The sequence below is a fragment of the uncultured Friedmanniella sp. genome, assembly GCF_964244285.1.
Lineage (GTDB): Bacteria > Actinomycetota > Actinomycetes > Propionibacteriales > Propionibacteriaceae > Microlunatus.
Map to the genome: position 1 here is coordinate 557355 of NZ_CAXTHT010000002.1, position 11965 is coordinate 569319.

The 11965-nt window shown below is 73.6% G+C and carries 12 protein-coding genes; 2 read left to right on the forward strand and 10 right to left on the reverse strand.

The window, feature by feature from the left end:
• Window positions 1-38: 38 nt before the first annotated feature.
• Genes ACFE7W_RS06945 through pcaH form a run of 9 tightly spaced genes read right to left on the reverse strand, consistent with a single transcriptional unit; the run spans window position 39 to window position 8914 of the window.
• Window positions 39-1295: an MFS transporter gene (locus ACFE7W_RS06945; RefSeq protein ID WP_375424018.1), complete on the reverse strand. Its 1257-nt coding sequence runs from the start codon at window positions 1293-1295 to the stop codon at window positions 39-41.
• A gap of 50 nt (window positions 1296-1345) precedes the next feature.
• Window positions 1346-2521, reverse strand: a complete 1176-nt coding sequence (locus ACFE7W_RS06950; RefSeq protein ID WP_375424019.1) for a 4-hydroxybenzoate 3-monooxygenase — start codon at window positions 2519-2521, stop codon at window positions 1346-1348.
• Entirely contained in the window at window positions 2518-3210 is a 693-nt protein-coding gene (locus tag ACFE7W_RS06955) for a 3-oxoacid CoA-transferase subunit B (RefSeq protein ID WP_375424020.1), read from the reverse strand. Before ACFE7W_RS06955 ends, ACFE7W_RS06950 begins: the two co-directional genes overlap by 4 nt.
• The gene (locus ACFE7W_RS06960; RefSeq protein WP_375424021.1) at window positions 3207-3881 is read right to left on the reverse strand and encodes a 3-oxoacid CoA-transferase subunit A; all 675 of its coding nucleotides are present in this window, start codon (window positions 3879-3881) and stop codon (window positions 3207-3209) included. The genes ACFE7W_RS06955 and ACFE7W_RS06960 overlap by 4 nt, the downstream gene beginning before the upstream one ends.
• Window positions 3878-5083, reverse strand: a complete 1206-nt coding sequence (locus ACFE7W_RS06965; RefSeq protein WP_375424022.1) for a thiolase family protein — start codon at window positions 5081-5083, stop codon at window positions 3878-3880. The genes ACFE7W_RS06960 and ACFE7W_RS06965 overlap by 4 nt, the downstream gene beginning before the upstream one ends.
• Window positions 5080-6264 carry a 4-carboxymuconolactone decarboxylase gene (pcaC, locus tag ACFE7W_RS06970; RefSeq protein ID WP_375424023.1) on the reverse strand — a complete coding sequence of 395 codons (1185 nt, stop codon included), beginning with the start codon at window positions 6262-6264 and terminating at the stop codon, window positions 5080-5082. Before pcaC ends, ACFE7W_RS06965 begins: the two co-directional genes overlap by 4 nt.
• A complete protein-coding gene (locus ACFE7W_RS06975; protein WP_375424024.1) occupies window positions 6261-7499 on the reverse strand; it encodes a lyase family protein in 1239 nt (412 codons plus the stop codon). Before ACFE7W_RS06975 ends, pcaC begins: the two co-directional genes overlap by 4 nt.
• Window positions 7500-7502: 3 nt before the next feature.
• Entirely contained in the window at window positions 7503-8051 is a 549-nt protein-coding gene (pcaG, locus tag ACFE7W_RS06980) for a protocatechuate 3,4-dioxygenase subunit alpha (protein ID WP_375424025.1), read from the reverse strand.
• Window positions 8048-8914: a protocatechuate 3,4-dioxygenase subunit beta gene (gene pcaH, locus ACFE7W_RS06985; protein ID WP_375424026.1), complete on the reverse strand. Its 867-nt coding sequence runs from the start codon at window positions 8912-8914 to the stop codon at window positions 8048-8050. Before pcaH ends, pcaG begins: the two co-directional genes overlap by 4 nt.
• Window positions 8915-9003: 89 nt before the next feature.
• On the opposite strand from pcaH, the gene ACFE7W_RS06990 reads away from it, so the two are divergent.
• A complete protein-coding gene (locus tag ACFE7W_RS06990; RefSeq protein WP_375424027.1) occupies window positions 9004-9756 on the forward strand; it encodes an IclR family transcriptional regulator in 753 nt (250 codons plus the stop codon).
• Between the two features lie 40 nt (window positions 9757-9796).
• Here ACFE7W_RS06990 and ACFE7W_RS06995 read toward each other — a convergent pair whose 3' ends face one another.
• Window positions 9797-10423, reverse strand: coding sequence for a TetR/AcrR family transcriptional regulator (locus ACFE7W_RS06995; RefSeq protein ID WP_375424028.1), 627 nt, complete (start codon window positions 10421-10423; stop codon window positions 9797-9799).
• Window positions 10424-10630: 207 nt separating this feature from the next.
• On the opposite strand from ACFE7W_RS06995, the gene ACFE7W_RS07000 reads away from it, so the two are divergent.
• Window positions 10631-11965 carry an MFS transporter gene (locus ACFE7W_RS07000; RefSeq protein WP_375424029.1) on the forward strand — a complete coding sequence of 445 codons (1335 nt, stop codon included), beginning with the start codon at window positions 10631-10633 and terminating at the stop codon, window positions 11963-11965.

Genomic DNA, 11965 nt, shown 5'->3' on the forward strand with positions numbered 1-11965 from the left:
TGCTGCGCGGTGCCGTGCACTCACGGCACCCCGCAGCATCATGATGCCGACCGGCTCCTGACCACCGCGACGGCCAGCGCCCCGACGACGGCGACCACGGCGAACAGGTAGAAGCCCCACGGGTAGGCGATACCTGCGGTGAGCAGCATCCCGGTCAGGAACGGGCCGGTGATCGCGCCGAGCCGGCCGACCCCGGCCGCGCCGCCCAGCGCCGCACCGCGGGCCGCCGCCGGGTAGACCTGGGCGACGTAGGCGTAGACGAGCACCTGGGCGCTGAACACGAAGACGCCGGTGGCCAGCACCACGGCGTACACCCCCACCCCCGGCAGCCTGACGCTCAGCAGGGCCAGGAAGACCGCCGACGCCACGAACCAGACGACGGCAGCGCGTCGCGTCCCGATCCGGTCGGCCACCCGGCCGGCGACGAGCAGACCGAGCACGGCCCCGACGTTGAGCACGAGCAGGAGCGCCAGCGCGGCACCCAGCTCGTAGCCCGCGGACCGCATGATCTGCGGCAGCCAGGTGTTCAGCCCGTAGACCAGCAGCAGGCCCATGAACGAGGTGACCCAGAAGGCGAGCGTGGAGCGGGCCAGGCCGTGCCGGAACAGCAGCCCCACCGATCCGGCCGGGCGTCCGGCCGGTGCCTCGGTCGTCGCCGGGGCGCTGCTGCCGGCGCTGCGCCGGGCCTCGCGGGCGGTCAGGTAGGCGCCGGACTCGGGCAGGTGGCGCAGCAGCAGGGGCACCAGGACCAGGGCCGGCAGGGCGCCCAGGGCGAACATCCAGCGCCAGCCCAGGCTGGGGATGATGAGGATGCCGAGCAGGGCGGTCAGCACGGCGCCGACGTGGTAGCCGGTCATCATCGAGGTGGTGGCCCGGCCGCCGTGACCGTCCGCCGCCTGCTCGTTGACGAGGGCGAGCGCCGTGGGCAGGACCCCGCCGAGACCGAGCCCGGCCAGGAAGCGCAGCAGGCCCAACACCTCAGGGTTGGGCGCGAAGGCGCAGAGCAGGGTCATCACCGAGAAGCTGGTGACGGTGAGCAGCATCGTGCGGCGGCGGCCGATCACGTCGCTGATCGCGCCGGTCGCCAGCGCGCCGAGCATCACCCCGACCAGTCCCACGACGGAGATCAGCGACGCCGAGCCGGGGGTCAGCGCCCAGCTGCGCTCGGTGAGCAGCGAGGGCAGGACCACGCCCAGCACCACCAGGTCGACGCCGTCCAGGACCACCGCCGACCAGCACAGCGGAGCCACCCAGCCGGTCCGGGTGCGGTGGGAGGTTGCCACAGTCGCAGTCATGCCAGCTCTCTTCGTCGAGGTGGTGGGCATCGTAGCGGGGGGTGTCCCGCTCACAGACCGATCGGCAGCCCGGAGTAGTTGGCGGCCAGCTCGGCGGCCGCGTGCTCGCTGCCGCAGACCCGCCGCAGCTGGGACAGCTGCAGCTGGTCGTCGAACGGGTCGCCAGTGCTGTGCAGCATCGTGGTCATCCACCAGGAGAAGTGGGTGCAGCGCCAGACCCGACGCAGGGCGGTGTCGGAGTAGGCCTCAGCCGGTCGAGGGTCGCCCCTGAGCAGGGCGGACACGGCAGGGGCCAGCAGCGCGACGTCGGCCACAGCCAGGTTGAGCCCCTTGGCGCCGGTCGGGGGGACGATGTGCGCGGCGTCGCCGGCCAGGAACAGCCGGCCGTACCGCATCGGCGTCGCCACGAAGCTGCGCATCGGCAGCACGCTGCGGTCGGTGATCGGACCCGGCGTCAGCTCCCAGCCCTCCTGGCCGTGGCCGAGCCGGACGGCCAGCGCGTCCCAGATCCGGTCGTCGGACCACGTCGCGAGGTCCGTCCCGGGCGGCACCTGCAGGTAGAGCCGGCTGACCGACTCCGAGCGCATCGAGTGCATGGCGAAGCCGTCGGGGTGCCAGGCGTAGATCAGCTCGTCGGTCGACGGCGCGACGTCGGCGAGGATGCCGAGCCAGGCGTAGGGGTAGGTGCGCTCCCAGGTCTGCTGCGACCCGGCCGGGACGGTGCCGCGGCTCGGTCCGAACGAGCCGTCGCAGCCCACGACCACGTCGGCGTCCAGCCGCTCCGGCCGGCCGTCGCCGCCGGTCCAGGTGACGTACGGTCGGTCGGTGCCCACGTCGTGCAGGGCGGTGTCGCTGATCTCGTAGCTGATCTGCTGACCGGCCGCCTCCCGCGCGCGGCCGAGGTCGCGGGTCACCTCGGTCTGCCCGTAGAGCCAGATGCTGCTCTCGCCGAGGTCGACGAAGTCGAGGTGGTGGCGCTCCTCGGGCCACTGCAGGTAGATGCCGCGGTGCTCGTGACCCTCGCGGTGCAGCCGCTCACCGAGGCCGACGCTGTCCAGGAGTCCGACCGTCGAGCTCTCCAGGATGCCGGCGCGGACGCGGGCCTCGACGTAGCGGCGGGAGCGGGTCTCCAGCACCACCGACTCGACGCCGTCGGCGGCCAGCAGGTGCGAGAGCAGCAGCCCGGCCGGTCCGGCTCCGATGATCACGACCTGGGTGCGGCTCATGCTCGGCCCCCGACGGTGCCCAGCTCGACGTCGAGCCGGCCGCGCAGCTCCTCGACCGTCGTCCCGAACGTCTCCAGCACCGTGGCCCCCTCAGCGCCCACCTCGAAGGTCGCGACGTCGGTGTAGACCCGGCTGACGCAGCCGAGCCCGGTCAACGGGTAGGTGCAGGCCGGCACCAGCTTGGCCGTGCCGTCACGCGCGAAGAGCGTCATCATCACCAGCACAGCCTTCGCCCCGATCGCCAGGTCCATCGCGCCACCGACCGCCGGGATCGCGCCTGGGGCACCGGTGTGCCAGTTGGCCAGGTCGCCCCGCGCCGAGACCTGGAACGCGCCCAGCACGCAGACGTCGAGATGGCCGCCGCGCATCATGGCGAAGGAGTCGGCGTGGTGGAAGTAGGACGCCCCGGCCAGCTCGGTCACCGGCACCTTGCCCGCGTTGATCAGGTCGGGGTCGACCTGGTCGCCGACGGCCGCCGGACCCATGTTGAGCATCCCGTTCTCGGTGTGCAGGACGACTCCGGAACCGCTGGGCAGGTGGTCGGCCACCAGCGTCGGCTGGCCGATGCCGAGGTTGACGTAGGAGCCGTGCGGGATGTCGGTGGCGATGGCGGCCGCCAGCTCGTCCTTGCCGCGGGGGCCGCGGTCGGGGTGCTCGAGCGTCTGTCCGGGACGGGTCAGGCTGCTCATCGCACTCCTCCGGCGAGGTCCAGCAGGGTGTCGACGTAGATGCCCGGGGTGACGACGACCTCCGGGTCGATGGCGCCGACCTCGACCACCCGTCCGACCTGGACGATGGTCCGCGTCGCGGCGGTGGCCATCACCGGACCGAAGTTGCGAGCCGTCTTGCGGTAGACGAGGTTGCCCATCAGGTCTCCCTCGTGGGCAGCGATCAGGGCGACGTCACCGGCGATGGGCAGCTCGAGGACGTAGGGTCGACCGCCGAACTCGCGGGTCTCCTTGCCCTCGGCCAGCGGCGTGCCGACGCCGGTGGGGGAGAAGAACGCGCCGATCCCCGCGCCGGCGGCGCGCATCCGCTCGGCCAGGTTGCCCTGGGGCACCACCTCGAGCTCGATCTCGCCGGCGCGGTAGAGGCCGTCGAAGACCCACGAGTCGCTCTGCCGCGGGAACGAGCAGACCACTTTGCGCACCCGGCCGGCCGCCAGCAGCGCCGCCAGCCCGGTGTCGCCGTTGCCGGCGTTGTTGCTGACGACGGTCAGGTCGGTCGCCCCGCCGCGGATCAGCGCGTCGATCAGGACCACCGGCATCCCGGCCATCCCGAAGCCGCCCACCAGGACGGTCGAGCCGTCCTCGATCCCGGCGACGGCCTCGTCGGGGTCGGTCACCACGCGGGGCTTCATCGCGCCTCCCCGGCCCTGGCCGAGGCGACGTTCTCCAGCACGACAGCCAGGCCCTGGCCGACGCCGATGCAGATCGCCGCGACCCCCCAGCGCTCGCCGCGTTCGCGAAGCACCGCAGCGAGGGTGCCCAGGATCCGGCCGCCGGACGCGCCCAGCGGGTGCCCCACGGCGATCGCCCCGCCGCGGGTGTTGACGATCTCGGGGTCGATCCCCCAGGCGTCCACGCAGGCCAGCGACTGGACCGCGAAGGCCTCGTTCAGCTCGACCGCCCCGACGTCGTTCCAGCCGATTCCGGCCCGCCGCAGAGCCAGGTCGGCGGCCACCACCGGCGCGTAGCCGAACTGCTGGGGGTCCAGCGCCGCGGCGCCTCGACCGGCGATCCGGGCCAGGGGCTGGCCGCCGATGGTCGCCGCCGCCGCGCCGGAGCCCAGCAGCAGTGCCGACGCGCCGTCGGTCAGGGGGGAGGCGTTGCCTGCGGTGATGGTGCCCTCAGGCCGGAAGGCGGGCTTGAGCCGGCTGAGCTTCTCGGCCGTGCTGCCGGGCCGGATGCCCTCGTCGCGGGCCAGCTCGGTGCCGGGGACGGTCACGGTGAGGTCGGTGTAGAAGCCCTCGTTCCAGGCCTGGTCGGCCAGCTGGTGCGAACGGGCCGCGAAGGCGTCCTGACGCTCGCGCGAGATCGAGTAGCGCTCCTGGAGCTGCTCGTTGCACTCACCCAGGGAGACCGTCCACTCCGCCGGCATCCGCGGGTTGACCAGCCGCCAGCCGAGCGTGGTGGAGGGGGCGGTGACGTCGCCGGCCGGAAACGCGCGGGACGGCTTGGGCAGCACCCACGGGGCCCGGGTCATCGACTCGACCCCGCCGACCACGACCACTTCGGCATCCCCGCTCTCGATGGTCCGCGAGCCCATCATGGCCGCGTCGAGGCTCGAGCCGCAGAGCCGGTTGACGGTCGTGGCGGGCACGGAGGTGGGAAGTCCGGCCAGCAGCACGGCCATCCGGCCGACGTTGCGGTTGTCCTCGCCGGCCCCGTTCGCCAGGCCCCAGTAGACGTCGCCGATGGCGCCCGGGTCGAGGTCGGGGGCCTGGGCCAGCACCCCGGTCAGGGCGGTGGCCGCGAGGTCGTCGGGCCGCACCTCGGCGTACGCGCCACCGAACTTCCCGAACGGCGTCCGGGTGGCGGCGTAGAGGTAGGCCGACGTCATGGGTTCTCCTCTCGTGTTCCAGACTCAGCAGCGATCTCGGTGAGGACGCGCTGGGCGATCCGGAACGCCGTGTTGGCGTCCGGGACGCCGCAGTAGATGGCCGTCTGCAGCAGCAGCTCCTTGATCTCGTCCTCGGTCAGCCCGTTGGTGCGGGCCGCCCGGACGTGCATCGCCAGCTCCTCGTGGTGACCGCGGGCGACCAGGGCGGTGAGGGTGATCAAGGAGCGGCTACGCCGGTCCAGACCGGGTCGGGTCCAGATCGTGCCCCAGGCGTAGCGGGTGATCAGCTCCTGGAAGTCGGCGGTGAAGGCGGTGGTCGCCGCGACCGCCCGGTCGACGTGGGCCTCACCCAGGACCTGCCGCCGGACGGCCAGCCCGGCGGCGTACGGATCGGGAAGCAGGTGCCTCAGCAGCAGCGCGGCCAGCGCGGCGGGCGCCTCGGCCGGGGCGAGGTGGGCGACCCCCTCCAGCACCACGGACGTGGCTCCCGGGACACCGTCGGCGATCTCCTGCAGGCTGGCCGGCGGGGTCACCTGGTCGAAGGCGCCGGCCACGGTGAGCACCGGGGCGGTGATCCGACCCAGCCGGCCCCGGACGTCGAAGCCGGCCAGCGCCTCGCAGACCTGCGCGTAGCCCTCGTCGTCGGCGTCGCTCAGGCTGGTCAGCAGGGCCGAACCGACGCTCGGCTCGCGCTCGAGGAACCCGGGTGCGAACCAGCGGGTGGCTGAGCCGGCCAGCACGGCCGGGGTACCGGACGCCCGGACGGTGGCGGCCCGGTCCGCCCACGTCTGCGGGTCACCGATCCGGGCTCCGGTGCACAGCAGCGCCGCCGCCGCCACCCGGCCCGGGGCGTCCAGCAGCAGCTGCAGCCCGACCGCCCCGCCCACGGAGTCCCCGGCGTAGAGGAACGACCCGCCCGGCTCGCCGCGCTCGACCAGCGCGGTCTCGGCCAGGGCGAGCACCCCGGCGGCCAGCTCGGCCATGGTGAAGGACGATCCGACGGTCCGGTTGCGGCCGTGCCCGGGCAGGTCCCAGCCGACGACCTGGAAGTGCGGCGCCAGCCGGGCTGCACAGGCGGACCAGAGGGCGTCGACCGACGTGCCCAGGGACGGCCCGAGCAGCAGCAGCGGACCGGCCGTGACCTCGCTCAGCTGGACGCCGGTGATGCGGGGAACGGTCATGCGTCGGCCTCCAGGAAGGTGCGGGCGCGGGCCAGGACGGCGTCCACCATCACGGCGGCCGCGCCCAGGTACGGTCCGCTCGGCACCCCGCCCACCAGCGCGGCCATGCTCTGCTGCTCGGTGGAGGGGCCGGCAGCCTCGAGCGTGGCCCGCATCCGGCCCGCGTGCACGTGCAGGTCGCCGAGCAGCTCGGTGGTCTGGCTGGCGGCCACGACCGTACGGCGCCCGAGGTCGCGCAGGGTCGCCCACTCGACGTGCCAGGCGCCGTCCGGACGCTCGTCCACGGTGGTCGCCGCGGCCAGGTGCAGGGTCGCGGCCAGGCCCGGGGCGGCCAGCGCGGCCCGGCGGACTAGGACCGACAGCACCGGGTTGGCCTTGCCGGGCATCGTCGACGAGCCGCCCCGCGCGGCTCCTGAGGAGGACGGCCCCTCGGCCAGCTCGCCGACCTCGGGACGGGAGAGGGTGGTGACGTCGGCCGCGAGGTGACCCCAGGCGTCGGTGGCGGTCACCAGGGCGTCGCCCACCGCGGTCACGATGCCGCGGTTGGTGTGCCAGGGCAGCCGGGGCTGGAGGACCAGCCGTCCCGCCGTGCCGGCGACCAGGCCGACGGCCACGGCGGCCGGATCGGGGTGGCCGCTCAACCGGGCCAGCTCCGCGGCCGCGGCCAGGGTGCCGGCCGCACCCCCCGCCTGCACGGCGAGAGCCGCGTGAGCGGTGGTGACCGCGGCGCCGGCGTCGAGCACGCCGCCCAGCCAGGTGGCCGCCTTGAGGCCGAAGGTCAGGGGGACGGCGTGCTGGGTCAGCGTCCGGCCGATCATGACGGTCTCGCCATGAGCCTCGGCGAGGGCGACGAGGACGGCGGCCTGGCGGCGGAGCTGGCGCTCGACCTCGTCCAGCACGTCCCGGAGCGTGAGCACCAGGGCGGTGTCCAGCACGTCCTGGCTGGTCAGACCGCGGTGCAGCCAGCGGCTCGCCTCCTCGGGCAGACGCGTCCGCAGCAGGGCGACCAGGCCGATCACCGGGTTGCCGCCGGCCTCGGCCCCGCGGGCGATGAACTCGCTGTCGGACTCCCCGACCAGGCCGCGGACGGTGACGCGCGCCTCGGCCGGGGCCAGGCCGGCGTCCACCAGCGCCTCGAGCCACGCCTCCTCAACCGTGCTCATCGCCTCGAGGAGGGCGAGGTCGCTCATCAGCACCCCCGCCCGCTCGTCGCCGGGCCAGTACAGGTCAGCCACGGCTCACTGCCCCGGGTAGCGCAGGAAGACCGTCTCGCGGTCGCCCTGCAGCCGGATGTCGAAGACGTAGCCGTGGTCGTCGGTGCCGCAGACGAGCGTGGCCCGCTCCTGCGGGCTCAGCGAGCCGAGCAGGGGGTCCGCGGCCAGCGTCCCCTCTTCGGTGGGCAGGTAGGCCCGGGTGAACAGCCGGTTGGTGAGCCCTCGAGCTAGCACGACGATCGCGAAGAACGCCACCCTGCCGGGAGCCGCGCCGGGGGTCAGGGTGGAGAAGGTGTAGCGCCCGGCGGGGTCGGTGGCCGCGCGGCCCCAGCCGGTGAAGGTCCAGCCGTCGCGACGGAGCGAGCCCTCCTGCTGGACGACCCGGCCCTCGGGATCTGCCTGCCACACCTCGACCAGGGCGTCCGGCACGGGCTGGCCGTGCCCGTCGAGCACTCGACCGTGAAGCCGGACCGCGTCCGCGCGGCCGGGGGGCACGAGATCACCGCCGCCGGTATAGGGGAGCGCGTAGCCGAAAAAGGGCCCGACGGTCTGTCCCGGCGTCGGGGCGCTCACGACTCCCCTCCCGCCTGGTCGTCGGTCCACGTACGGCGGCCGCCGGTCAGCACGATGTCCCAGCGGTAGCCGGTGGCCCACTCGTGCGTCGTGACGTCGTGGTCGTAGCGCGCGACCAGCCGGTCCCGGGCGGACTGGTCGACAATGCTGGAGTAGATCGGGTCGAGCGCGAACAGCGGGTCCCCCGGGAAGTACATCTGGGTGACCATCCGAGCCGTGAAGTCGGTGCCGAAGAGCGAGAAGTGGATGTGCGCCGGCCGCCAGGCGTTGTGGTGGTTCTTCCACGGGTACGGGCCGGGCTTGATCGTCGTGAAGCGGTACCAGCCGTCGTCATCGGTCAGGCAGCGGCCGGCCCCGGTGAAGTTCGGGTCCAGCGGCGCGGGGTGCTGGTCGCGCTGGTGGGCGTAGCGGCCGCCGGCGTTGGCCTGCCAGATCTCCACCAGCTGGCGGCGGACGGGTCGACCCTCGCCGTCCAGGATCCGGCCCGTGACCACGAGCCGTTCGCCGATCGGCTCGCCGCGGTGCTGGATGGTCAGGTCTGCCTCGAGGACGCCGACGTCACGTTGGCCGAAGCAGGGTGCCACCAGCTCGACAGTTTCGGGGTCGACCTGGTGCAGGGCCTTGGTCGGGTGCCGCAGCAGGCTGCTGCGGTAGGGCGGGTAGTCGTAGCGGGGCTGGGTCTCCACCTGGCCGGCGGCGCGGTAGTCGCGCTCGAGGGTGCCGATCTCGTCGCTGATCTGGGCCTGGCTCACTGCCGCGCCGTCGGGGTCCGCCGGTGGACCGGAGGCGAAGGTCGCGGCCAGCGGGGACGCGCCCGTCGTCCCGGCCTCGGCTGCAGCCGCAGCGGGTGTCGTCGTCGTCACCAGTCCACCGTAAGCCGGAGGTCGCGACCCGGACGAGTAGGGTCTTCCACTGAACGGAAGGGTGCGGACGAGCAGGAACAGGGGTTCGGGTGGCGGGCGGTACGGAGCAGCCGGGCAGCAGCGTGGCCTCGCGGCTGCTCGCCCTGCTCGCCGCGTTCGACGACGGCCACCGGACGCTGACGCTGAGCGCGCTGGCCCGCCGCGCCGACCTGCCGCTGGCGACCGCGCACCGGCTGGTGGCTGAGCTGGTGACCTGGGGGGCCCTGGTCCGGACGCCGGCGGGGGAGTACACCGTGGGCCGCCGGCTGTGGGACCTCGGGCTGCTGGCTCCGGTGCAGTCCGGTCTGCGCGAGGTCGCCTCGCCCTTCCTGCACGACATCTACGCCGCCACCCGCGCCACCGTGCACCTGGCCGTCCGGGACGGGCTCGAGGTGCTCTACCTCGACCGCCTGGCCGGGCACGCGTCGGTGCCCGTGGTGAGCCGGGTCGGTTCCCGGCTGCCCCTGCACGCCACGGCGGTGGGCAAGGTCCTGCTGGCCGAGGCGCCGGAGGAGGTGCGACGGTCGGCGTTCGCCCAGCTGAGCCGGATCACCCCCTACACCGTGGTGCAGCCGGGCCGGCTGAACGAGCAGCTCGGACGGGTCCGCCGTGACGGCTACGCCTCGACCTCGGAGGAGATGAGTCTCGGCGCCTGCTCGGTGGCTGTGCCGGTCCGACCCCGCGATGGTGAGGTCGTCGCCGCGCTGGGGATCGTCGTGCCCAGTCTCAAGCGGGACCGGCCCCGGTTGGTCGCGGCCTTGCAGGTCGCGGCCCAGGGGATCGGCCGGCAGCTGCCGGGCTGAGGGTGGCCTCTCGGCTGGAGACCGTCAGCACCGGGCCCCCTCACAGGTCGACGTCGACGCACAGCTGGAGCTGGGAGCGGACCGCCTCGACCAGGTCGACCTGGGACGGGGCGAGCAGCCACTGCAGCGTGACGCCGTCCCGCAGGGCCGAGACGTGCAGGGCGGCCTGCTCGGGGGTGAGCGGCCGGCCGCGGTAGCGGCCGCGGGCCTCCAGCTCGGTGAAGGCGAGGCTCAGCCTCGAGCGGACACGCTCGTGCCAGCGGATCAGGTAGCCGTGCGCGGGGTGCCCCGGGGTCAGCGCCTCGGCCGAGATGATGGCGAACATCCGCACCTCGACCGTATGGGTCAGGTCGTACTCGGCCACCTGGACCAGGGCCCGCAGGAACGTCTCGGGGTGCTCGCTGCCCAGCGGGAACGCCACGGAGGCGCTCTCGACGCGGGCGTCCAGCACCGCCTCGAGCAGGCCGGGCTTGTCCGGGAAGTGGTGCAGCAGCCCGGTGTGGGACAGGCCGGCGCGGCCGGCGATGTCGCGCAGGGACGTCCCGTTGTAGCCCGACTCGGCGAAGGCCTCGACCGCGGCCCGGAGGATCTGCTGACGCCGCTCCTCGGTGGCCTCGGCGCGGACGCTCGGCTTGCGGCGGACGCGCACGTCCTCGGTCAGCGGCACAGCAGCTCCTCCTCGACGGCGTTCGGCCCGAGGTCCGAGGCGACGGGCCTCGAGCGACAGGTGACGCACAGCAGATTACCAGCCGGTCTAGGTTTATCTAACAGGTGTAAGGCTTTTACTTTACAAGCGGTTGGTTGTCCTGATACGTTCCAGCCCAGTCGGATCGGCCGGTGGCGAAGGGTCATCGGGATGAGCAAAGGAGCTGCGATGTCCACGTCACCCCTGCAGAGCGCCACGGCGGCCGAGCAGTCCCAGGCCGAGGCCGAGCAAGCCCAGCTCGGGGCAGCGGCGGGCGCCCCACCCGGCGGTTGGGCCAACCCCGGCCCCGGGTTCCTGGCCCTGCTCGCCTTCGCCACGCTCTCGGCGTACATGGCCACCCTGGTCCCGGCGGTCCTCACCCTGTCGCTCAAGGCCTCGGCGGTCGACGCCGCGCGGGCCACCACGGTGCTGTCGATCGTCGTGGGAGTGGCCAGCCTGTTCGCCCTGGTCGGCTACCCGGCCCTGGGCCGGCTCAGCGACCGGACGGCCTCCCGACTCGGCCGCCGCCGCCCGTTCCTGCTGCTGGGCGCCGCGCTGATCGCGGTGGGGGCCGTGCTGACGCTCCTCGCGGGCACGACCGTGACGCTGACCATCGCCCACATCATCACGACCCTGGGCGGCACGGCGACGGTCGTCGCGGCCACCTCGGTCATCCCGGACCGGTGGGCCCCGAACCGCCGCGGGCCGGCGTCCGCGCTGGTCGGGCTCGGCGCTCCGCTGGGCGCCCTGGTCGGGCTGTTCATCGCCCAGGCCGTGTCGCCGAACCTGTCGGCCATGATCCTGCTGCCCGCAGCGGTGGCCGTGGTGGGCATCCTCGGTCTCGCCCTCGTCCTCCGGGACCGACGGCTGGACCCGGCCGACCGTCCCCGCTTCTCCCTGACCGACTTCTTCACGACCTTCTGGGTGAACCCGCTGACCAACCCGAACTACGCCTGGGCGTGGTGGAGCCGGCTGCTGATCTACTTCGGCGTCGCGGCGGTCAACGCCTACCAGGCCTTCTACCTGATCATCGTCCAGCACGTGGCCCCGGCTGACGTGGCGGGCAGGATCTTCCTCGCCACGCTCGTGCTCACCGGCGTCTCGCTGGTCTTCGCCCCCGCGGCGGCCCGGCTCTCGGACCGGATCGGCCGGCGGAAGCCGTTCGTGATCGCCTCAGCGGTCATCTTCGCGATCGGCCTGGTCATCGTGGCCACCGTCCACAGCTACGGGGCGTTCCTGGTGGCCATCGCGGTGATCGGGCTGGGCCAGGGCATCTACTTCGCGGTCGACCTCGCGCTGGTCACCCAGGTGCTGCCCGACCCCGCCACCGCCGCCAAGGACCTCGGTATCATGAACCTGGCCAACAACCTGCCCTCCTCCATCGTGCCCGCGGTCGCTCCGGCCCTGCTGGCCATCGGCGCCTCCGCGGCGTCGCCGCAGAACTTCTCGGCGCTCTTCCTGGCCGGTGCCGGGGCGGGCGTCCTCGGTGCGCTGCTGATCGTGCCGATCCGTCAGGTGCGCTGA

What these genes read in the sequence shown, in the direction of transcription:
- ACFE7W_RS06945 (WP_375424018.1), bottom strand. Translation starts at nt 1,295, where the DNA reads ATGACTGCGACTGTGGCAACCTCCCACCGCACCCGGACCGGCTGGGTG.
- ACFE7W_RS06950 (WP_375424019.1), bottom strand. Translation starts at nt 2,521, where the DNA reads ATGAGCCGCACCCAGGTCGTGATCATCGGAGCCGGACCGGCCGGGCTG.
- ACFE7W_RS06955 (WP_375424020.1), bottom strand. Translation starts at nt 3,210, where the DNA reads ATGAGCAGCCTGACCCGTCCCGGACAGACGCTCGAGCACCCCGACCGC.
- ACFE7W_RS06960 (WP_375424021.1), bottom strand. Translation starts at nt 3,881, where the DNA reads ATGAAGCCCCGCGTGGTGACCGACCCCGACGAGGCCGTCGCCGGGATC.
- ACFE7W_RS06965 (WP_375424022.1), bottom strand. Translation starts at nt 5,083, where the DNA reads ATGACGTCGGCCTACCTCTACGCCGCCACCCGGACGCCGTTCGGGAAG.
- pcaC (WP_375424023.1), bottom strand. Translation starts at nt 6,264, where the DNA reads ATGACCGTTCCCCGCATCACCGGCGTCCAGCTGAGCGAGGTCACGGCC.
- ACFE7W_RS07000 (WP_375424029.1), top strand. Translation starts at nt 10,631, where the DNA reads ATGTCCACGTCACCCCTGCAGAGCGCCACGGCGGCCGAGCAGTCCCAG.